Genomic DNA, 21,507 nt, shown 5'->3' on the forward strand with positions numbered 1-21,507 from the left:
AGCTCGACAGGACACACTCTCTCATTTCTGTTAAAATTGACAGTCAGACTATTAGTTCTTTCCGGTTGGGTGCTACGGTTCTTCGAGTGATTACTAGTTGGAAGATTTTTCTCCAAGATTTTGTCCGCTTGTGGCGGACCCCGCAGGTCTCGGTGATCCTTATTGGTTTGATGATCACCCCAGCCCTGTATTCCTGGGTAAACATCTCCGGTTTCTGGGATCCCTACGGAAACACAGAACACCTCAAGGTCGCCGTTGTAAATGAGGACAAGGGCGCCACCTCGGAGATGACCGGCCACTTAGACGTCGGCGGACAAATGATTGACAAGCTGCATGATAACGACAGGCTTGGCTGGCAATTCATGGACAGGCAAGAAGCCGAGGACGCCGTTAAGAAGGGCGACGTCTTCGCCTCGGTAATAGTGCCCGAGGACTTCTCGGCCGATTTCGTCAGCTTGTTTAAAGGTACGTATTCTCAGCCCACGCTCGAATACCACGTTAACGAAAAGCTCAATGCAATCGCGCCGAAGATTACTGATACCGGCGCTTCGACTCTGGATACCACTATTAGCACTACTTTCAATGAGCAGGTGGCAGATTCAGTGGCGACGGAGCTTAAAAATTCCGGTGGTGATTTAAGCCAGAAGATTAACCGTTCCGCGGGCGATACCGCGGATTCTTTTTCGGAAACCGCAGACACTGTAGCCAACTCGCGCAGCCAGTTGGCCGACGTTCACGCCACCATCGATGACGCACGCCCGACTATCGCGCAAGCCCGCGAATCGCTCGGTACGGTCCAACAGACCGTCGATGACGCGCAGACCGCGTTGAACGAAGTTAATTCCATTACCGCTGAGGTCCAGCGCGAGGTCACTTCTTTCTCCGATGACGCCACGGCCGCTTATGTGGAAGGAACGACCGCGTTGGCAGACGGCACTGCTTCTGCCAACGCTACCGTGGGCTCGGTATCTGGCAAGCTACGCGGTGCCCTCACTCGCGTCGATGCCGCTTCTGCTGGCGCAGCAGGCATCGTTGGTGAAGCGGATCGGGCTATTGACCAGCTCGATAAGCTCGCCTCATCTCCAGCCCTGCCCCCGCAGGTTTCCCAGCAGATTAAAGATCAGGTGGGAGATTTGCGTGAACGCAATAATCAGAACCGCGCAGTCCTCGGTGACCTGGACTCTCTCAACGGCGATACCAACGACACCATCGATTCGCTCAATAAGACAACGAGCTTGCTGGATAAGATGGCTGCCCAAACGCGCGATGACTCCCACGCGCTGCGCGATAATGTGGCCGAAGGCTTGCCCAAGCTCAATGCCGCGCTTTCCGACGTCACAGCTACCACCGGAAAACTTTCCGCCTCGCTCGAAAGCCAAAAGGCACTGGTGGGCCAGACCGATGGGCTCTTAGGCGGCGTCGACAAGCAGCTCAACCAAGCCCAACAGGTGGTCGAGCGCTTTTCTGTAGACCTCGATGGCATTGAACAGGGACTCCGGGCCTCCCGCAGCGATGTGCTGGCGTTGAGTAATACCGCCAATAACAATTCCATCCTGCAGTCAGTCAAGGGCCTCAATACCGACGAGGTTTCCTCCTTCCTTGCCTCCCCTGCGGAGATGGAAAGCCACGCCGTCTTCCCGGTGAAGCACTATGGCTCGGGCATGTCCTCCCTATTTATCAACCTCACGTTGTGGATCGGCGCTTTCATGCTGCTCATCATCTTCCGCGCTGAGGTAGACCCGCAGGGCCGCAAGAACCTCACCATCACCAAGGCGTACTTTGCCCGCTTCCTTCTACTCTCCTTCTTTGCCATCGCCCAGGCGCTCATCGTGTCCATCGGCAACCTTGCCATTGGAGTGGAGCATGCCAATGCAGTGGCTTATGTCGGTACCGCAGTCATCGTCGGCCTGTGCTATCTGAGCATTACCTATAGCTTGGTGTCTACGTTTGGCCACGTGGGCCGAGGCATCGCGGTGGTCTTTGCCTTCATCCAGATTCCTGGCGCTTCCGGCCTCTACCCGATTGAGATGACGCCAGATTTCTTCCGTGCGGTACACCCGTTCCTCCCCTTTACCTACGGCATTGACGCCATGCGAGAAACCGTCGGAGGTTTCTACGGTAACCATTACGCACGTGATCTCTGCGCCCTCATCGGCATGGCGGCGATTGCTTACCTCATCGGTTCGGTGATGCGCCGTGGCTTGTCCAACGTCAATATGTTGGTCAACGACGAACTGCGCAAGGGTGGATTGGTTATCAATGAACAGGTCCACCTTGTAGGAAGCCGCTACCGTTTCACCGATCTCCTCTATGCCTTGAACGACCGCGAGGCTTATCAACAAAGCCTTGAGAATAAGTGGGGCATGGCGCGCAGGAACTACTCTCAGTTGATGAAAATCACCGTGGCGGTGGGCCTGGCGCTGGTTGTCGCTTTGGGTATCTACTCACGCATTAACCCTGGAGAAAAGGCCATCATCTTCGGCCTGGCCTGCCTGGTTACGCTCATCGCGGTGGGTGTTATCTGTTCCCTCGAGTACGTCAAGCAGAGCATCGCACATGATAACCGCCTGGCGGATCTTAGCGACGAGGAAATCCAGGAGCACCTCGAGCACCAGCAGGAACATCCAAACCGCTACCTCCTGGAAGATTTGGACGAGGAATCCGCACCTGCTGATACCACCGAGACCAAAGAAATACCCGCCGTTGAAGGCGATGACTCCGGAAAGGGCGGCGAGTAAGTCATGAAAAACGTTCTGACCATTCTCCGCGATGACCTCCACGCCATTCGCACCAATGTCATGACCGCAGTCATTATCTTCGGTCTTGCTATCATTCCATTGCTTTTTACCTCCTTCAACGTGCTCGCCAGCTGGGATCCTTTTTCCAATACCAACCAGCTCAAGATTGCTGTTGCCAGCGAAGATGAGGGACACGAAAGCGACCTAGCCTCATTGAAGCTTAATTTGGGCGATGAAGTACTCTCGCAGCTCAGCCGCAATCACGATATTGATTGGGTCATTACCGACAGCGCCGATGCGGTCGAGGGAACAAAATCCGGTGAATACTATGCCGGCATCGTCCTGCCAAAGGATTTCAGCGCGGATCTGCTTACCTTTTATGTAGAAGGAACCGAGCCCAGCAAGCTCAATCTCTATACCAATGAGAAGAAGAACGCGCTGTCTACCACCATCACGCAAAAGAGTGCGGACGGCGTCATTCAAAAAATCGACGAGTCCTTCACCCGCGTGGTGTCCAATGTTGGCCTCGGCGTCGTATCCGATTTAGATAAATACCTCAACGAAGACGACACCCAGACGGCACTCAATAACCTTCACAACCGCATCAATAATGTCAGCACTCGCCTCGATGCGGCTTCAGGAACCGTAGGTGCACTAAGCAATCTTGTCGATTCCACCCTGCCGCTTACGCAGGCAGCGGATAATATCCTCGCCGAGGCCGGCCGCCAGGCCACGGAGACGGACAATGCCCAAGGCGAAAACCCCATCGACATTCTGCGCTCCACCCTCAATGACTCTGCAGGTTCATTAGACGCTTCCTTAGCGGCTACTACGCAAAGCTACGATGCGCTTTCTGCCCAGGTGGATGAGTTGCTCAATAACGCAAGTAACGCCACCGCACAAACGGCGCAGACCTACCGCACCGCAGCTGAACGTGTAGATGAGCAAACGAGCGCCTTTGAGGGCGTACGCGCTTCCATCAAGGAGCAAGCCGATAAAGCGGCGCTGCCGGCTCCAGTCGCTGGCGGCTATAAGGCGTTGATGGGCCAGATTGATACTTCTATCGCCCAGAGCAACGCGCTACATGATTCGTTGGTTTCGACCGCCGATGATATTGAGCAGGGCCGTGGTACCTCGCAAGAATCGCGCCAGCGCACCAAGGATGCCATCGCCAATGCGAAGCACGCCGCAGAGAAGGCGCGCACTTCCTATAACGAGAACCTCAAGCCCCAGCTGGATCAGCTCAACCAAAGCGTCTCTGTGGTGGCCGGCGATATTGATGCTGTTAAGCAGGACATAGCTGGTATTCGCGACTCGGTTTCTCGCAATAACGAGTCACCACAACAAAGCCTGGCCCGCGCCCGCGATACTACTGCTGGCCTCGCTGACACCCTGCGGGAGCAAAGCGGCCGTTTCGCGGACATGGGACGCAAGATCGACGAGGTTCGCCATGGCGGCGACCTAAGCAAACTGGCCGATATCGTTGGCTCTGACCCAGAGCTGCTCGCCTCCCGCATTGCTGCTCCTGTGGCTGTGGACCGTGAACCGGTCTATCCTGTGGCCGCCTTCGGCGTAGGCATGACACCGTTCTACCTCACCTTGTCGCTGTGGGTAGGTGCCCTCTTGGCGTGCGTGCTGGTCCATACCAACGCCGAGCGCAAGTACTTGCGAAAAGACGAGAACGGAAAGTACGACGAAAGCGATTTCACCCGTGGCCAGGCATTCTTCGGTCGCCTTGCCACGCTTGCGTTGGTCGGTCTGGCTCAAGCCACCTTGGTGGTGCTTAGCCTCATTTTCTTCGTCCAAATCGAGCCTGCACATCCATTCATGCTCATGTTCGCAGCATGGGTAGTTTCGCTGGTATTCATGTTGATCATTTACTCACTGGTCATCACACTCGATAGTGCCGGCAAGGCCTTGGCGGTATTGCTGCTTGTGATACAAGTGTCTGGTTCCGGCGGAGCCTACCCGTTGCCATTGCTGCCTGAATGGTTCCAGAACGTGAGCCCTTGGTTGCCAGCTACTTATGCTATCGATGCCTTCCGCAGCGCCATCGCGGGCATCTACCATGGCGATATTTGGCGTGAGCTGGGCATGCTGCTGCTGTTTACCATCCCAGCATTGCTCGTCGGGCTCCTTATACGCCGCGCCATGGACGCCTATCATAAGCGCCTACAAAAGGCGATTAAGAAGACGAAGGTGATGGCATAGCCAGCGCTTGGCGACGCCCTCCTCTATACAGCCCAGCGAGCCGTTTCACGGCCCGTTGGGCTTCTTTCTTGCTGCGGTCTAGCGCAGGGCGCAGCTGACCGCTCAGAACTCACTCTAGGGAGGTGCAACGCCGCCTGCTGCACTGTTAGGGCGATCGACGAGAATCGAGCGAGAATTGAAAAATACAGGCGCCTGAAAGGCCGACTTATATGCCCCAACAGTCTCAAAGAATGCGCTTTTTTGGGGGGGGAGCTAGGGAAAACAACAAGCTGCGAGCCATGAGGCTCGCAGCTTGGTAGTGGTACCCCGTACGGGATTTGAACCCGTGTTACCGGCGTGAGAGGCCGGCGTCCTAGGCCGCTAGACGAACGGGGCGCGTTCGCAGCAAGCACACACTGTGCGTTGCGGACTCGTTAAGAGTAAACGATGGGTTAACTGAGCACAAATCGCACGCTTAGGGGCGGTTTTGAGGGCGGAGGCTAGGAAAACGAAAAGGGTCCCGAGTCTTCTACTGCAGTGAGGTTTCTTCATGGCCGAGGTGCGGATCGAATCAGTGGTTATTCCGCATGCAATCTGTGAATAGTCCGTGGCCGAGAACGCTGTGCTAGTAGGACTCGGGATGGCGCTGTGCGTCGAAGTGCATATACTGCAGGCTCCTATACTTCGTACAAATGTTGGTGGGAAGGAAGTTGTGGATTATAGCGTTACTACCTGGCTATGCTTTCGGCCTGTGCGCCTTCGCTGTGGTGCGTTTCGATTTCTGTCACCCGCTCTCCTTTCTGTCTGTTTTCTGCTGTACTTGCAGTCTATGCCTGTACTTGCAGGACTGGAAGGGGTTTGCACAACTTCGCGGTGGTCTTAACCCTGGTCTTATCGGCGGCGCGTCGCTGCCTGCGCGAAAGCTACCAATGGTCCGGGGTTAGGTTATAACCAGTCCCCCATGCTTGACCACATCTCCACGTGGCCTTTAGACGACACCTCACAATCGATACCTCCCCCCTTTAAGCCCCGATAAGATACCGCCTCGGATATGAAAAATCCTCCAGCACTAAGCTGGACGTCTTTGTACCCCGTACGGGATTTGAACCCGTGTTACCGGCGTGAGAGGCCGGCGTCCTAGGCCGCTAGACGAACGGGGCATAGAACTAGTGAGCCTGCCATTAAAGCATTTTCACTGCTGGCCTACCAGGACTCGAACCTAGAATGGCGGTACCAGAAACCGCTGTGTTGCCAATTACACCATAGGCCATTTGCTGACTCGCTAGGGAAGCTAACTGCCTTTCAGCCGTTCTCCCTTGCTCGCTGCAACGTGTAATAACTATAATGATCTTCGCGTAAACTGCCAAATCGCCAGCGCATAACGCTTTTTCAGCCCATAAAGGCGGCATTAAAAATGCGGTGAATGACAGTGCTGTAGTTCAGCCGTCATCCACCGCGCTAACGCGAGAGGAGTTCTTAATCCCAGCGTTGACTGCAGCGCTTGCCGCAGCGTTACCTACTGCGCCGCCGGGACGTAGGGAGTCACCTCGCGTGCGGCACGCAGGCGGGCCAAGGTAGATTCCTTACCCAGCAGCTCCATGGACTCAAAGAGCGGTGGGGAAACCTGGGCACCAGAAATAGCTACGCGCAGCGCACCATAAGCCTTACGAGGCTTCAGCTCTAGGTCTTCAATAAGCGCCTGGGAAAGGGCCGCCTCGATATTCTCGGTCTTCCACTCGGCAACGCCTTCGAGGGTTTCAATACCTACCTCCAGAGGCTGCACGGCCTCTTCCTTGAGGTTCTTCTTCGCTGCCTTCTCATCGAGTTGAAGTTCCGCATCTGGGGTAACCAAGAAGCTCATGAGGCTATAAGCATCGGAAAGCGTCTTGATACGGGTCTGTACCAGATCTGCCGCGAAGGCAAATTTCTCGCCGTCATAGTCGGCCGGGAAGTCGGTGTATTCCGTCAGGTAGTTGCGCAGACGGAAGGCAAACTCTTCTGGTTCCAGCTGGCGGATATGGTCGGCATTGATAGCCTCGAGCTTCTTCTGATCAAAGCGGGCCGGATTCCCCAGCACATCGTGGACATCAAAGTTCTTCACCAAATCTTCCATGCTGAAAATATCCTGGTCTGCAGACAGCGACCACCCTAGCAGGGAGAGATAGTTAAGCATGCCCTCCGGGATAATGCCATTATCACGGTGGTTGAACAGGTTGGACTGCGGATCACGCTTAGAGAGCTTCTTATTACCCTCGCCCATCACGAACGGTAGGTGACCAAACTCTGGAGTGAACTCGGCAATGCCGATCTTCTGCAGGGCGTCGTAAAGCGCGAGCTGCCGCGGAGTAGAAGACAGCAGATCTTCACCGCGCAGCACATGGGTGATGCGCATTAGGGCATCATCCACCGGGTTAACCAGGGTGTAGAGCGGCGCACCGTTGGAACGAGCAACCACGTAATCCGGCTGGGTTTCAGACTTGAAGGTCATTTCCCCGCGGACCAAGTCAGTCCAGGTCCAGTCCTGATCCGGCATGCGTAGGCGCCACACCGGCTTGCGGCCTTCGGCCTCAAAAGCGTCGATCTGCTCCTGGGTGAGATCACGGTCAAAGTTGTCATAGCCCAACTTCGGGTCACGGCCAGCCGCCTTGTGGCGCTCCTCTACCTCTTGGGCGGTGGAATATGCCGGGTAGACAAAGCCACCTTCGATGAGCTTGTCTAGGACTTCCTTGTAGATGTCCATGCGCTGGGACTGACGGTAAGGCTCGTGCGGGCCACCAACATTGATGCCCTCATCCCAGCCCAGCCCGAGCCAGGTCAGGGAATCAATGATGGCCTGGTAGGACTCTTCAGAGTCACGGGCGGCATCGGTGTCCTCGATGCGAAATACCAGCTTTCCGCCGGTATGACGGGCGTAGGCCCAGTTGAATAGTGCGGTGCGCACCATGCCTACGTGCGGTGTGCCGGTTGGGGATGGACAGAATCTAACGCGTACTTCAGTCATGCCCACCATCGTAGTGGAGCCGCCGATTCCAGTCCGCACCAGCCCAGGCGCCCCTGAAACCTGCCCGGCGCGTAGCGGTTTGCAGTTTATTCCTACACGCAAATTGGGGTAATTGGAAACAGGTTTCACTACAAAACCACAGGTCAATGAAACTGACTTCCATTAGGGCTAACAGGTTATGGGAATCATTTTCTATAGTTTCTGGTGAACTTGTGAGAACTGTAGAAAGGCCTTCCCAACTGTGGCTTCCCCACACACCCGATTCCTTGCCACGCTGAGCACGTTGGCGCTAATCACTCCCGCCACGGCTGTCGCGGGCCCGGATGATGGCAAGCACATCGCTACCAATACCCACGTTGACTCCCCCAAGTCTTTCTGGGAGAACAACGATTTCGTCCTGAAATCCGAGTTTGGCGGTCAAGAGCCCCCGATAGCCGACACCGTTGCCTGGGTGGGCAAGGGCTACAGCGCCACGGATAACAGCAACCAGTATCTCTATACGCTTCCGGCAAACGGGACCCAAGACTACATTGGGGCACCTGGTACAACCTACTACACAGCGCCGCACCAAGTATCCGGCAATACTTCACCCATTTGGCTGGGCTTTGGCGCCGATACCTCCTTGCCCACGGACAAATTCCGTGACGGGGTCGCGTTCCTTGATTTGCTCAGCGTCGATGGCCCCGGCGAGGTAGAGCTTTTTACCAATAAAGATGATGAGGCCGGCACCCAGCTGCACCGCATGCTCGGTTCCTTCCCGGATTCGCCGCACTCTGCTTACCTTGTTGCCGGCACGCATACGCACAACTCCACGCTGTTTACCAAGCCCGGACGATACCGCCTGACCTACCGCACTAGTGCGCGCGGAAGGGACGGCCAGCTCATAGCCAATGAGCCACAGACCACCACCATCCAAGTGGGCGGGCAGAAACCCAAAGAAGAAAAGACGCCGAGCCTCAAGGAACGCTTCGCACAATCCGCAGCCGGTAACGCCGCTGCTGCAGGCTACAGCCTGCGCATGGCGCCGAAGTCCAATCCCGAAAAAGACGGTGATGACAAGCTCACCACCATCTCCTTCGATGCCAAGAACAAGGCGCAAGGCACCCTTACGCTGCTTATCGACGGCTACTTCCTCACCGACCTTCCCGTTAAGGATGGGCATGCTCAGTGGGACGAATACATGGGCCCCGACCCTTCCCAGGTGCAGGCTGTATTTACCCCAGAGGGTGATGCCCCACGCTGGATATCCCAACCTCTTGACTTCCAACCCGGTAAATCCAGCCACACCGATTCTTCTGCCGCCGCTGATACGTGGCAGGAAACCTCCCAGCCGCGCCAGCTTGCCCCCACCCAGGAAACCGAGCTAAAGGAACTGGGCTACACCATCCGCATGCGCAAGCAGGGCGATGGCGGCACCAAGATCGTGGTGGATACCGAAGATAAAAACTTCAACGGCCTACTCACCGGCGGGCTCTATGACACCAAAGGGGCGAAATACCCCACCGTGGATCTGGAAACCCCTATTACTAATGGCCACGGCGAGGTCTCCTTTGATGAGGGCGAGTACTTCAAGGGCTATTTTGCCAAGGTTGACCTCTTCCCCCATTCCACTCTGAAGGCCGGACATGCCAGCAGCGTAATCACCGAGTCCTTTGCTTTCGGCGAAAATTATGAAGTCAATGGGAAGTTTTCTACTTCCACTGACGAACCGGAGACTACTCCCGGCGAGCAAGGTACTCCGTCTTCAGCGCCGCAGCCAGGCACCGAAAAACCGCAAACCGGCAATGCACAATGCAGCGACAAGTACCTATTAGACCGTGGGCATGTAGATATCAAGGCCCAGCCTGCCGAGGGAGGCTTTGCAACCGTTCTGCGCGATGACACGGCGCAGGTAGACAAGAAATCTGTTGACCGCAAACTCGATGATGTTGTACTCGGTGTACACGATAATGCTCTTACCCCACGCAATAAGAAGCTCGCGGGCAAGGAGTTTGATTTTCTAGGAAAGCCCGGTGAGCGCTTCTATCACCTGCCGCAAACCCAGGACCAAAACATCATTTGGCCAGGCTATAACACCCAGGATCTGGACTATTCCTTAACCAAGGACAATGCCGTCAACCTCAACTTGAAGCCCACCTCCACGCCGGACGGCGCCGAGTGGGGCGCATTCATCGATGGCACCCATGGTAAGGGCTTTTCGGTCCTCGCCAATTCTGCGGCTAAAGACTACACCATCGAAACCAACTTTCCGGCCCATACCCATACGCACTGGGCCTTTTCCAAGCCTGGCTTGTACACCTTTGAGGCCACCTATACGGCCACGGGCACAGACGGCAAGGAGCTAAAGTCCGCGCCCCAAACCCTCACCTTTGCCGTGGGCGATAAGACGTTGGATTCCTGTTCCTTCCGCGCGCCGGGCACCTCTGGGAGCGGAGAGCCCAGCGAAAGTCCAACGGATAGGCCTTCCGCGGAGCCTTCCCAGAAGCCTTCCACCCAACCATCCACCCCAGATACGCCGGACAAGCCAGCTCACCCCGGTAGGCCAGAAGAGCCGACAGGTTCCTCATTTAGCCCGTGGAGCCTGGTCCTCCCAGCGGTTCTCGTGGTGGTTTTCAAGGCCTTTTATAACTTCTTCCGCGATAACGAGGACCTCATCCGCAAACGCTTCGGCCTCAACTTCTAAGCCTCTTCTACCCCACCAACTAGACGGGAAACCACAATGCATCATTCACCCTCCTTTGCCCCTCGGCGCGTCCCGCTGCGGCGCCGATTCATTCACGTATTCGCCGCCGTCTTTGCCACAGCACTGGCCTTCTTCTCCCCCGCCGCGGCACTTGCCTTTGATGAGGTCTTCGACTCTGGCCACGTAGACGCCTTTTATGTCACGGCCCCAGATGGTCAGCTACACCTATCGATGAAGGAAGACATCACTGGATCGAGCGTTCCACGCTCCGGCGATGATGTGGTGCTCAAGGTTGTGGAGGACGCTTGGTCCGATGCCACCGAGGCCGTGCCGGAGATCGGCCAGCCCACCTATTTCCTGCCGCAGACCCAGGATCAACGCATCATTTGGCCGGGCTGGGATACCCAGCCTGCACGCGACGGCGGCTTTGACAACGTTGACCTAGAATTCGCCGAAGTTTCCGGCCCGGGTTCTGTTTATGTCTTTGAGACCAGCGGCTTTGGCGATGTGAAGACGGTGACCGATTCCGGCTCAATGGAGCTCACCAGCGGCGAGGTCATCAACCAGCCCAATCCTGCTCACCGGCACGTCAACTGGGCCTTTAGCGAGGCCGGCACGTACACCATGACGGTGCAAGCCCATTCCAACGGCGAATCCAGCAATGCTGTGACCTACACCTGGGAGGTGGGCGACGGCGGCGATGCATCCGCAGCCGATCGATCGGCTGATACCGGCGAGGTTAGCAATGACCAAGAAGCTACGAGCACCCCGCGTTCAGCAGACAAGGGCGGCGCTGCAGCCGCAGATAAATCCGGTGCAGCTACGGATAAAGAGTGCACCCCGGGTATGACGCCGCAAATCAAGGACGATACTGTCTCTCCTTCCCAGTGGCGCGATGCTGATGGCGCTACCTTTTATCTCTCCGACAAATCCAGCGTCGATCTGCCCCAAGAGGTAGGCCCAGTGCCAGCTGGTCAGGCGTGGATGATTGGTTCTACCCAGGTCGATGGCGTGCCGTGGCTCGGTGCTAATACCCAAAGTCCGACCATGCGCGAGAATATCCCTGGCGATGTCACCTGGGAGTTAGCAGGCTTCAAGGGCCCTGGCCCGATGATGGTCTACTCCCAGGGCGGACTGGGAAAGATTGTGGGCGATGAGTGGTTCCGAGGCAATGCCGATGCGGCGGAGGGCACCTATTCGATTGCCCCTAATACGCACGTGCACCCCAACTGGGTCTTTGGTGCGCAGGGCACCTATGACGTCACCATCCGCCAGGTGGCCAAGACCGGTGAGGGCAAGCAAGTCGCCGGCGAAGCGACACTTCACTTCGTGGTCGGCGGCGACAAGCCGGCGGAAGCCTTTGACAACGGGCACTTCGACCTAGGCGCTGCGGTAAATCCGGAGGGCGGAGACTGCGGGGATGGTGCTGCGGCAGGTGGGGCGTCGGCAAGCGCTGGTGGCTCTTCCACAAGTACCGGAACAAGCACTGGCCAGGCCGCGCAGGCCCCCAGCAAGGGCGGTTCTTTAGCCAATACGGGGACTCCCATTGTTCCCTTTGGCATCGGAGCACTGGGCTTGGGCATGCTCTTCCTCGGCCTGGGCATTGCCCGCCTAGCTGTAGCTAAGGCAGCGGACTAATGGCGCGTGCGCTTTCCCATAGACGCAGGCTTCGGACCATAGGCGCGCTGCTGGGCTCCTGCCTGCTAGCCACTGGTTGTGCCCCCTCGGCCGCGTTGGATGCTGGAGACGGAGAGAAATTCACCGTGGTGGCCACCACCCCGATCCTCGCGGATCTCGCGCGCAACATTGCGGGAGAAGATGCCCGCGTACAAAGCCTTATCCCCAGTGGAAAAGATCCGCATACCTTTGAGCCAACGCTACGCACGGTACGCGATGTTGCCAATGCCGACTTGGAGCTGAGCAATGGCTACTTGCTGGAGCCGCAGTCTCTCATCGATACGCTGCACGAATCCACCGATGCCCCCGTGGTGGAAGTCGCCGATGCTGCCTCCACTCGCGGTGCCACTCTCGTGCCGCTGGTAGAAGATGTCTCGCTCGAGGCAATTTGGCTGGGCCTGCGTATCAGCGGCGCACAACAGCGCTCTTCCGGAGTGGACTTCCGCATGGTCTCTGCCGACGGACCAGGTAACGTCGCGGCCTATGTGGTCTCTACCTTCGGCACCCCGGAGGTCCTTTTTAACTCGGCCGATGGCATCGATGGAAAAGAAGACTCAGTGACCCTGCCGGCCAACGCCCACACGCACGTCTCTTGGCCAGGGATCTATCACCTCGGGTTCCAAGCAGACGGCACCGACGTCCAACACCTCACTGTGGCCGTGGGAGTAAACCCACCTAAAGGCATGCAAGTGATAGATTCCGGACACCTGGATATTGCAGGTGACCTAGCCAAGCACAGCATTGACTTGCGCGATCAGGACAAGCGTTTCGACCCTGCCACCACCGTGGTGTCCATCCCCTCTTCAGTGCTGCAGCCCATTCCGCCTGATCCTGCCTACCGCTTCCTGGGCAGGCCGGGCGCGGATGCCTACCTATTGCCGCAGGCGGTCCTAGGTAAGCACATCCACGGCGAGGTGGACCCGCACCTATGGCACAACGTGGACAACGCCATCGCCTACGTCGATGTCATTGCCGAGGAAATGGCGCAAGCAGATCCTTCCCACGGGGCGTCCTACCGCCAACGGGCGGAGGCCTACACCCAGCGCTTGCGGAATACGGATACCTATGTTGACCGCGCCATTTCTTCTATCCCTAAAGAAAACCGGCACCTCGTGACGACCCACCACGGCTACGCCTATCTGGAGCAAGGATATGACATGTCGGTGGCCGGCTTCGTCACTCCCAATCCGGCCATCGAGCCTTCCCCACGCGAAGTCATTTCCTTGCGCCGCACGCTGGAGAACCTACATCTGCCAGCGGTGTTTGTAGAACCCGTGCAGCAGGCAAGCGCCGAGACATTGAAGCAGGCTGCCGCGGAGCAAGGCGTGGAGCTGTGCCCCATCTACGGCGACACGTTCGATGACACCGTCAGCTCCTACATCGAACTTATGAAATTTAACGCTGATTCCCTTCAGCGCTGCCTCACCCCCACCCCCACCGATGGAGATAAAAATGCTTAAATTCGCTACTCGTACCGCCACCCGCACCGCCGCCTGCGTCCTTACTGCAGGCCTGGCATTTTCTACCAGTCCTGCTTGGGCGGGCGACCTCGCCCAGGTAGTCGGTGCCGATGAACACGTTGCCCCACAAGGCCAGGAAAAGGTCATCGATACCGGTCACGTAGACGTTGGTGCCCTGCTTGATGGCACGGATTCTGAGCTTATGGCCCGCGATGATGCCGGCGATAAGCCAGTCTGGCGTCACCTGGATGACCTCGTGTTTTCCGTGGGCGATAAGGCGCAACAAACCCTTCCCGATACAGATGACTTTGGCTTCGTTGGCGCTGAATCCGGCGATAAGGTCTGGGTAGTTCCCCAAACCGAACAAGTCGGTGTTCCCTGGCTGGGGTGGAATACCCAGGCGCCCTCACTTGTCGACGCCGCCGATCGTGGAGTCACCATGGAATTTCTCGGCCATTCCGGGCCAGGCGATTTCTCCCTCTTCCTGCAAAACGGCGGCTTCGAAGCGCCACAGCTCTTGTGGTCCACCGCGCAGAAGAGCGACGAGGACTTCTGGGTAGACCTCAATACCCACACCCACGCCAACTGGACGTTTACGGAGCCAGGCACCCATCAGGTAGGCATCAGGGTAAAGGGCAAGACCAAGGACGGTGCCGATTTCAGCACCGATGGCGTACTCACCTTCGCCGTGGGCGATGATGCCGACGTCCAAGCGGCCCAGGACACCACCTGGAATCCAGACGATGCCCAGACCGCGGGCTCCTCTATTCCCACCTGGGTCTTTGTCCTCGCCGGTGTCGGCGCCGTAGTACTGCTACTGGCCCTGGGACTCGCCCTGCGTTCAGCCAAGCGGGGCGATAACCGTGGCTAAACCGCTTATTTCCGTTGCTGATCTCAACGTCTCGCTCTCGCACCACAGCGTCATCACCGATGCCAACCTCACTGTCTGCCCGGGCGAATTCATCGGGCTCCTCGGGCCCAATGGTGCTGGTAAGACCACCCTCATGCGCGCGATTTTAGGGCTCATTCCTTCCTCCGGAACTCGCAGCATCTCCGGCACTGTGGGGTATGTTCCCCAGCGCCACGAGGTGGAATGGGGCTTTCCCATCAATGTCTATCGCACCGTTCTCAGCGGCCGCACCGGCCTTATCGGCTGGCTCAAGCGACCGCGCGCCACGGACCACGCCGCGGCGGCAGAGGCGCTTCGTTTGGTTCACATGGAAGAGTTTTCTACCCGCCCCATCGAAGAACTCTCCGGTGGTCAACGCCAGCGCGTGCTCATCGCCCGGGCACTCGCCACACAACCACACGTGCTGCTGCTCGATGAGCCCTTTACCGGGCTAGATGCGCCCAATACCGAATCGCTCCTCGAGCTTTTTGAAGAGCTTTCCCACCGCGGCACCTCCATCATTATGTCCACTCATAACCTTTCTGAAGCCGCACATTCCTGCCACCGCCTCATTCTTTTTAACGGCACCGTGGTAGCCGATGATTCCGCTTCGCGCCTTCTTCGCCAGACGGATCCGTGGACGCACACCTTTGGCGTGCGTGCCGGTTCGCCTTTGCTTTCTTCCATTGGAGTCTCCGCATGATAGAAATTTCCTTCCTCGATTTCCTGCGCGACCTGGTTAATCCCCACCTTGACTTCCTCGCTCGCGCGGTAGGCATCTCCTTGCTGGCGGCCATCGTGTGCGGCGTCATCGGCTGCTATGTCGTGCTGCGCGGCATGGCCTTTATTGGCGATGCCGTCTCCCACGCGGTATTTCCTGGCCTAGCCATTGCCTTCGCCCTGCAAGCCTCGGTGCTCGTGGGTGGCGCAGTCGCCGGTGCGGTTGTGGCCTTGCTCATCGCCGCCTTTTCGCAGCGTCGCCACGTACGAGCGGATTCCATCATCGGTATCTTCTTCGCCGCGGCCTTCGCCTTGGGCATGGTGATCATCTCGCGCACCGATGGTTATAGTGCCTCGTTGACAAGCTTCCTCTTCGGCTCACTCACCGGCGTATCCCGCACCGATATCATCATCGCGGCCTGCGTATGTGCCGTGGTTATCGCCATCGTTATAGCCTTTGGCCCCCAACTCAACGCCACGTGCTTGGACCGGGAAACTGCCCGCGCAATGGGCTTGCCCGTCTTTGTGCTGGATATCATTTTGTACCTGTGTGTCACGGCCGCAGTGGTCATTTCCGTAAGCACGATCGGCAATATCTTGGTCCTCGCACTGCTTATCACTCCGGCCGCGACGGCACGCCTACTTAGCGCAAACCTCACGACCATGATGTGGCTATCCGCCCTCATTGGCGCGCTATCTAGCTTCCTCGGTATCTACCTAGCATGGGCCATTGACCTGCCAGCCGGCGCCACCATCGTGCTCACCCTCACCGTCATTTTCTTGGGCGTTTGGGCTATCCACCCACTGCTCGGCGCCCGCAAGCACGCAGGTGCCTCGCTTTCCGACGCCCCACACCCCACCCCACGAAAGGAATCCGTCTCCTCATGAAACCTGTCTGCCGCACCGCGGTGGCCCTTGGCGCCGCCGGACTTATTAGCCTCGGCGCCCTTCCGGGAGCGGGAGTAGAACCCTTCGAGCCCGCCACCGCATATGCCGAAGAATCCACCGAGGAATGCTCTTCCAGCGACTTCGACCTCATCACCAAGGGCCACCAGGACATGGCGCTCAGCGGCGATTCCGGTGATCTCAGCTTCACGGTGAAAGATGATGACAAGGGCATCGAGCATGACTCTGAGTCCTTTGCCATTGAGGTATCTGATGACCTTAAACAACCGCTATCGGAGCTCGGTGATTCTTCCCTGCCCGATGAAGGTTGGATTCTGCCGCAAACGCAAGACCCCGATGCTCCTTGGCTAGGTTTTAATACCCAAGAGCTGTCTCAGGATCTCCTCGCCACTGGAGATACCGCTAACTTGAGCATGGCTATCGCACAGGGCCCCGAAGATGGCCGCATCCTAGCCTACCAGGTGAATCTTGGTGACCCCAAGGTGCTTATGGACACTGCCGATGGCTCTGCCTGGGACTACCCCGGCAACTCCCATTCCCACCCGGCCTTTGCCTTTACCGAGCCGGGTACTTACGCGGTGAGCTTTACCTTCGAGCTTCCCGACGGCTCCCGCCATCACCTCCATGCTGGCTTCCTCGTCGGCGAGCAGGCAGATGCGAAAGATCTATGCGGCGTGGACTATACCGATGCGGACGCTGCTAACGGCAACGGTGGCGACTCAAATAGCCGCCCCAAGCAACTGGAAAAAGACGTCAAAGACGTAGACAAAGCCATCGCCGGGCTAGACAAAGAACTCGACAATACCCTGCAGGAGGGCCAGAAATTCCTAGAAGGTGGCAAGCCACAAGAAGACAAGAAGGGTTCTGACGAGGACAGCGCGGGCAAGCGCCAGCAGCCCTCCCGCACCAAGGAAAAAGACGCTGGGAAGGATGGAGCGTCACATAAGACGCCGTCCACGGGTTCGGCTCACGCCTCTGGTACTACGCGAAAGTCTGGTGCTGGTTCTGGGGCTACGACCCACCATTCGGCTAGCCGTGTCAATGATTCTGCCTCCACTGCGAAATCCGGAAAAAGCGGAGGCGCTGGCACGGGCTCACACCGTTCTGCTTCCACCAGCGGTTCTTCCCACTCGACGGCCAAAAAGTCCACCGGCTCTCGGGACGCAAAGTCCGCAAAGCGTACCAAGGGCAAGGCCGCAGGCACCGCTGGTGCAGAGAGGGTGCCGGATGCCGGCGCTGCGGAAGGCAAAAACACTGGAAATGTACTGACTAATGCCGCTGCGTATACCGCCACCCTGGCTAAAAGCAGCTTCTGGGCGGGCCTTTTAGCCGGACTAGGCGCATTCGCTCTGGTGCTCGGAATCGGCCTGCTGGTCTATGTCCGGTTCTTCCGCAAGAAGAAGGTCCCAGCGCAGCAGCCGGCCGATGATGCCACGGCCCACTTGCCGCGCGTCGACTAGCGCAGTGCTAGTTATCGGCCAACCATAGAACGAGGCCCAGAGGATCTCTCCTCTGGGCCTCATCCGTGGCTAAGAGCCGCTGTTTTTATACCCTGGTCTTGGACGAGAGGAAGTCCCAGACCACCTTTGGAGTATCTGGCTGCCAGAACCAGGTGTGGTCCTGCGGAACCTTGACCAGCTGTACGTCCTTCTGGCAACCATTAAAGTTCAGGCGTTCGGAACCGCCAGCCTCTGGAGTCGCCTGGAAGGTCATGTCGCATCGATTGCGTTTCAGGTAGCCGCCAAGCACCGTGCGCACCGGTAAGTAGCCAGCCTCGTGCCGGTCACCGCCTTCATAGGTCATCATCTTGTCATTGACGCCATGCATGATGAGGGTATTCATCGGCGCATCGGCACAGTTAACCTCGACCGGGTTATAAAAAGCACCCGAGACCATGGCTACAGCGGCAAAGGTGTCCTGCGCGTGGCAGCCCAGCACTGAGGTAAAGCCGCCACCATTGGACATACCCATGGCATAGACGCGGTTGCGGTCAACGTGGTAGTCCTTGTCCACAGAGTCAAGAATGCGTTTGATGAAGCGGATGTCCTCACCATCGTGCGTCTTGGCATAAGGTGCTGCCTCCCAAGCACGCTCAAAACCCTCCGGGTAGACGATGATTGCCTCGTTATTGGCTTCAGTGGTCTGCATGCGTGCGTAGCTGGAATAGTTTTCCGGGGAATCTCCCCATCCACCGAAGCCGAAAAGTACAGGCGCAGCCTTTTCCGGCGAATAGTTATTGGGAATGCGCAATAGATACCTGCGGGTCTTTCCCTCGTGCTCCATAGTGAGCGACTGTATAGAGCCCGGCTTAAATGGCGGGTTGGGGTTGATGCTGGTATCTACCATCGCTGGCCGCGGTGCCGGCTCCGGAAGCGATGATCCCTCAGGAGCAGGTGCCGGGTTGTTTTGGTCAGCACCTTTATCTGCTGGTGCCGGGGTGGATTCTTTCACGCCTTCTGGAACGAGGTGGGATCCATCTGGCTGCGGAATAACCGGCTTCGCGTTTTCGGGTGCCGGCCCCGGTGCCGGTGCTGGTGCCGGTGCAGGTGCAGGCGCTTCTTGCGCGTGGGCAGGAGACACGCTCAGCAGCGCCCCGCAAGCCAGCACACCAACAACAATCAGGTAAAGGAAATAGCGAAGAAAATTAGTAACATTAGCCACAAGGTTAAAACTAACCACATTTTTCACTAGAGACACTGTTTACACGCCCAGTGCACACTCAATTCTGTAAGAAAAGCCCAAGGCATTAAGCTATATTTTCATGCACGAAGACAGACCAAGCACCGCCCCCGATTTTTTGCTCTCACGGGCAACGGGGTCTGTCCGTACCCAAGGGGCGCGCCACACTTTTAATGACGCCGATGCGGCAATTTCCGCTCTCCGCAGCAAGGATGTAGAGATGGTCGTCGGTGCGATCCCCTTCGATTCGGACACCCCCGCGGCACTAACCGTACCGGAGGCCATCATCCGCGAAGAGGGCCCGCTGGAACCGCACGCTTATTATCGCAACCAGAGTTTAAGCTCCCGCGTAGTTGGCTTCGATCCAGAGCCTGAGGAACACCTTCGCCGCGTGGAGGCAGCCATCGGCACGATTGAAACCTCCAAACTAGAAAAGGTAGTTCTAGCCCGCGCGGTAGACATCGAATTCCCTGAAGCCATCGATCCGCGCCTCGTGGCGGCGCGCCTTATCGATCTCTCCGCCAACCGTGACGGGTTCATTGCTGATCTCTCTCCCGCTGGAAGGCCGGGCGCGATGCTTGTCGGCTCCTCCCCGGAGGTTCTAGTCAAGCGTCAAGGCTCGACTGTGTCAGCCTTTCCCTTGGCGGGTTCGTCTCCGCGCCGCGCCTTGGCGGCCGAGGATCACCTCGCAGGACAGGACCTCTTGCATTCTTCCAAGGATCTCCACGAACACGCTTTTGTGGTCGACCACCTGCGCCGGGCGCTCACCCCATTGTGCGAGCGACTAGATATTCCGGACGTCCCACAACTGATAAGCACAAATGAAATGTGGCACCTTGGCACGCCGATTTCCGGAACGCTCAAGGATAAAGACTTGACTGCGCTCGAGCTTGCCCTAGCGGTCCATCCCACACCGGCTATCTGTGGCACCCCGGCCGAAGCCGCCCAAGCCCTTATTGAGACTGCGGAGACTGACCGTGGTTTCTATGCCGGCGCGGTCGGCTGGTGCGATAGTTCAGGTGACGGCGAATATATGGTAGCCATTCGCTGCGCAGAGGTTGCCGGCGATGGACTCTCCGCACGCGCTTGGGCTGGTGGAGGCATCGTCGGCGATTCTGATGCCCAAGCGGAGTTGGAAGAAACCACCGCTAAGCTGCGCACCATTTTGAAGGCGCTAAGCCTCTAGCCCACGCGCTTGGCGACGAGCACGACGTCGGTGCGGTGGTGCGCACCTGCACCTTCAGCCAAGTGGCGCTCCCGGCGGGCTAGGGTGACAGTTTCCAATTCGCGCAGGTTGTGCGCCAACCATTCCGGCATCGCCAGTTCTGTGGACTCCATATCGTGGTGAACATAAAGCAGTGTTCCCCCTGGAGCTACCAAGTGCTCAAGCTTTTCGACCTCTTCCGACGTTGCGCGTATCCCACCGTAGTGGACGCTTACCAAGTCAAAGGGCTCATGGCTAAAGCCACTAAACATAGCAACCTGTGCGGCAACGCCGAGGGCGCGAGTGCGGGCTACGGCCGTCGGGGCGAAGTCAATGCCCAACACATCCTAGCCGTGGTTTTAAGCCAGAGCGCGTCCGCGCCTTCTCCGCAGCCAATGTCCAGGGCAGAGCCAGGCGCAAGCTCCGCAGCATAATCGACAAGGGTGGAGTTCGGCTTTCCTGACCACACGCGATCAGTGCTGCGGTACCGCTCCTCCATTTCCGCGGGAGTGGGAACGTAGGGGCGATGCTCGCTCTGGTGGGAGTTATGCACGGTCGATGGAATTGCGTAGGGTTCCCAGGCCTGGGATCTCGATTTCGATGGTATCCCCCGGGACCATCGGAGCGGTGCCGGCCGGTGAACCAGTAGTAATGACATCGCCGGGAAGCAAGGTATAGGCGGCGGAAATCTCTTCCAAGATGCCGCCCATCTTCACAATCATCTGGTCCGTATTGGAATCCTGCTTTTGTTCACGAGAGCCCTCGTGCGTCAGGTAGGCATTAATCTTCTGGTCATCCAGATTCAAGCTATCCAGATCCGTCTCAATCCATGGGCCGAGCGGGCAGAAAGTGTCGATTCCCTTGGCACGAGCCCATTGTCCGTCCTTGAACTGCAGGTCACGGGAGGAAACATCATTGCAAATGGTGTAGCCCAGTACGTGGTCTTGCCAGTTCTCGGCCTTGATATTCTTCGACGGTTTGGAAATGACTACGGCAAGCTCGCCCTCAAACTCTACATTGGTGGCATAGTCTGGGATCTTGATCGCGGCATCCGGGCCGATGACCGCGGTGGACGGCTTAATGAAGATGGTGGGCGGCAAGCTATCGGCAGACTTCTTGAAGACTTCCGCAACGTGGTCCGCATAGTTGCGGCCCAGCGCCACAACCTTGGTAGGCAGGGTCGGTGCCAAGAGGCGAACCTCGTTAAGCTTCCACTCGCGCCCGGTTGGCTCCGGCGGAGTGAAAGGCGTGCCAGCAATTTCTTTTGCTACTAGCTCTTGCATCGGGGCGTCTTTCGGCCCATCGATAATGGCGAAACAGATTCCTTCTGGGTGTGCAATTCGTCCTAAACGCATAGCGG

General features: G+C 57.7%; 14 protein-coding genes and 3 tRNA genes. 10 read left to right on the forward strand and 7 right to left on the reverse strand.

Features of this window, described 5'->3' with window-relative positions; translation table 11 throughout:
* The first annotated feature begins 86 nt into the window (after window positions 1–86).
* Window positions 87–2,738 (forward strand): YhgE/Pip family protein, encoded by a 2,652-nt coding sequence (locus tag MHK05_RS06720; protein WP_239205624.1) that lies wholly within the window; start codon window positions 87–89, stop codon window positions 2,736–2,738.
* Window positions 2,739–2,741: 3 nt separating this feature from the next.
* Window positions 2,742–4,949, forward strand: a complete 2,208-nt coding sequence (locus tag MHK05_RS06725; RefSeq protein ID WP_239205626.1) for a YhgE/Pip domain-containing protein — start codon at window positions 2,742–2,744, stop codon at window positions 4,947–4,949.
* Between the two features lie 299 nt (window positions 4,950–5,248).
* On the opposite strand, the gene MHK05_RS06730 is transcribed toward MHK05_RS06725, so the two are convergent.
* The 4 genes from MHK05_RS06730 to gltX form a co-directional block, all read right to left on the reverse strand.
* Window positions 5,249–5,324: transfer RNA gene (locus MHK05_RS06730), tRNA-Glu, on the reverse strand.
* A 691-nt stretch (window positions 5,325–6,015) separates the two neighbouring features.
* Window positions 6,016–6,088, reverse strand: a tRNA-Glu gene (locus MHK05_RS06735).
* Window positions 6,089–6,126: 38 nt separating this feature from the next.
* Window positions 6,127–6,198 (reverse strand) — tRNA-Gln (locus tag MHK05_RS06740).
* A 246-nt stretch (window positions 6,199–6,444) separates the two neighbouring features.
* On the reverse strand, window positions 6,445–7,938 hold the full coding sequence (gene gltX, locus MHK05_RS06745; RefSeq protein ID WP_239205749.1) for a glutamate--tRNA ligase: 1,494 nt from the start codon (window positions 7,936–7,938) through the stop codon (window positions 6,445–6,447).
* 232 nt (window positions 7,939–8,170) lie between these two features.
* Between gltX and MHK05_RS06750 the strand changes: the two genes are divergently transcribed.
* The 7 genes from MHK05_RS06750 to MHK05_RS06780 are packed head-to-tail and all read left to right on the forward strand — an operon-like array spanning window position 8,171 to window position 17,724.
* The gene (locus MHK05_RS06750) at window positions 8,171–10,612 is read left to right on the forward strand and encodes a choice-of-anchor M domain-containing protein (RefSeq protein ID WP_239205628.1); all 2,442 of its coding nucleotides are present in this window, start codon (window positions 8,171–8,173) and stop codon (window positions 10,610–10,612) included.
* Between the two features lie 36 nt (window positions 10,613–10,648).
* Window positions 10,649–12,250 carry a choice-of-anchor M domain-containing protein gene (locus MHK05_RS06755; RefSeq protein WP_239205630.1) on the forward strand — a complete coding sequence of 534 codons (1,602 nt, stop codon included), beginning with the start codon at window positions 10,649–10,651 and terminating at the stop codon, window positions 12,248–12,250.
* Complete coding sequence (locus tag MHK05_RS06760) at window positions 12,250–13,749, forward strand: anchored repeat ABC transporter, substrate-binding protein (protein WP_239205632.1); 1,500 nt, start codon at window positions 12,250–12,252, stop codon at window positions 13,747–13,749. The genes MHK05_RS06755 and MHK05_RS06760 overlap by 1 nt, the downstream gene beginning before the upstream one ends.
* Window positions 13,742–14,620: a choice-of-anchor M domain-containing protein gene (locus MHK05_RS06765; protein WP_023021690.1), complete on the forward strand. Its 879-nt coding sequence runs from the start codon at window positions 13,742–13,744 to the stop codon at window positions 14,618–14,620. The genes MHK05_RS06760 and MHK05_RS06765 overlap by 8 nt, the downstream gene beginning before the upstream one ends.
* Complete coding sequence (locus MHK05_RS06770; protein WP_239205634.1) at window positions 14,613–15,341, forward strand: anchored repeat-type ABC transporter ATP-binding subunit; 729 nt, start codon at window positions 14,613–14,615, stop codon at window positions 15,339–15,341. The genes MHK05_RS06765 and MHK05_RS06770 overlap by 8 nt, the downstream gene beginning before the upstream one ends.
* Window positions 15,338–16,246 carry an anchored repeat-type ABC transporter permease subunit gene (locus MHK05_RS06775; RefSeq protein WP_023021692.1) on the forward strand — a complete coding sequence of 303 codons (909 nt, stop codon included), beginning with the start codon at window positions 15,338–15,340 and terminating at the stop codon, window positions 16,244–16,246. Before MHK05_RS06770 ends, MHK05_RS06775 begins: the two co-directional genes overlap by 4 nt.
* Window positions 16,243–17,724: a choice-of-anchor M domain-containing protein gene (locus MHK05_RS06780; protein ID WP_239205636.1), complete on the forward strand. Its 1,482-nt coding sequence runs from the start codon at window positions 16,243–16,245 to the stop codon at window positions 17,722–17,724. The genes MHK05_RS06775 and MHK05_RS06780 overlap by 4 nt, the downstream gene beginning before the upstream one ends.
* Window positions 17,725–17,809: 85 nt before the next feature.
* Here MHK05_RS06780 and MHK05_RS06785 read toward each other — a convergent pair whose 3' ends face one another.
* Entirely contained in the window at window positions 17,810–18,925 is a 1,116-nt protein-coding gene (locus MHK05_RS06785) for an alpha/beta hydrolase-fold protein (RefSeq protein WP_239205638.1), read from the reverse strand.
* 100 nt (window positions 18,926–19,025) lie between these two features.
* On the opposite strand from MHK05_RS06785, the gene MHK05_RS06790 reads away from it, so the two are divergent.
* A complete protein-coding gene (locus MHK05_RS06790; RefSeq protein WP_023021695.1) occupies window positions 19,026–20,129 on the forward strand; it encodes an isochorismate synthase in 1,104 nt (367 codons plus the stop codon).
* Here the strand turns inward: MHK05_RS06790 and MHK05_RS06795 are convergent.
* Window positions 20,126–20,491: a hypothetical protein gene (locus MHK05_RS06795; protein ID WP_411338689.1), complete on the reverse strand. Its 366-nt coding sequence runs from the start codon at window positions 20,489–20,491 to the stop codon at window positions 20,126–20,128. The two genes, MHK05_RS06790 and MHK05_RS06795, sit on opposite strands and share 4 nt — an antisense overlap.
* Window positions 20,492–20,692: 201 nt before the next feature.
* A complete protein-coding gene (locus MHK05_RS06800) occupies window positions 20,693–21,502 on the reverse strand; it encodes a fumarylacetoacetate hydrolase family protein (protein ID WP_049360951.1) in 810 nt (269 codons plus the stop codon).
* Window positions 21,503–21,507 lie beyond the last annotated feature (5 nt).

This window comes from Corynebacterium nasorum, assembly GCF_022347325.1.
Classification (GTDB): domain Bacteria; phylum Actinomycetota; class Actinomycetes; order Mycobacteriales; family Mycobacteriaceae; genus Corynebacterium; species Corynebacterium kefirresidentii.

What these genes read in the sequence shown, in the direction of transcription:
- MHK05_RS06725 (WP_239205626.1), top strand. Translation starts at nt 2,742, where the DNA reads ATGAAAAACGTTCTGACCATTCTCCGCGATGACCTCCACGCCATTCGC.
- gltX (WP_239205749.1), bottom strand. Translation starts at nt 7,938, where the DNA reads ATGGTGGGCATGACTGAAGTACGCGTTAGATTCTGTCCATCCCCAACC.
- MHK05_RS06755 (WP_239205630.1), top strand. Translation starts at nt 10,649, where the DNA reads ATGCATCATTCACCCTCCTTTGCCCCTCGGCGCGTCCCGCTGCGGCGC.
- MHK05_RS06760 (WP_239205632.1), top strand. Translation starts at nt 12,250, where the DNA reads ATGGCGCGTGCGCTTTCCCATAGACGCAGGCTTCGGACCATAGGCGCG.
- MHK05_RS06765 (WP_023021690.1), top strand. Translation starts at nt 13,742, where the DNA reads ATGCTTAAATTCGCTACTCGTACCGCCACCCGCACCGCCGCCTGCGTC.
- MHK05_RS06775 (WP_023021692.1), top strand. Translation starts at nt 15,338, where the DNA reads ATGATAGAAATTTCCTTCCTCGATTTCCTGCGCGACCTGGTTAATCCC.
- MHK05_RS06780 (WP_239205636.1), top strand. Translation starts at nt 16,243, where the DNA reads ATGAAACCTGTCTGCCGCACCGCGGTGGCCCTTGGCGCCGCCGGACTT.
- MHK05_RS06790 (WP_023021695.1), top strand. Translation starts at nt 19,026, where the DNA reads ATGCACGAAGACAGACCAAGCACCGCCCCCGATTTTTTGCTCTCACGG.
- MHK05_RS06800 (WP_049360951.1), bottom strand. Translation starts at nt 21,502, where the DNA reads ATGCGTTTAGGACGAATTGCACACCCAGAAGGAATCTGTTTCGCCATT.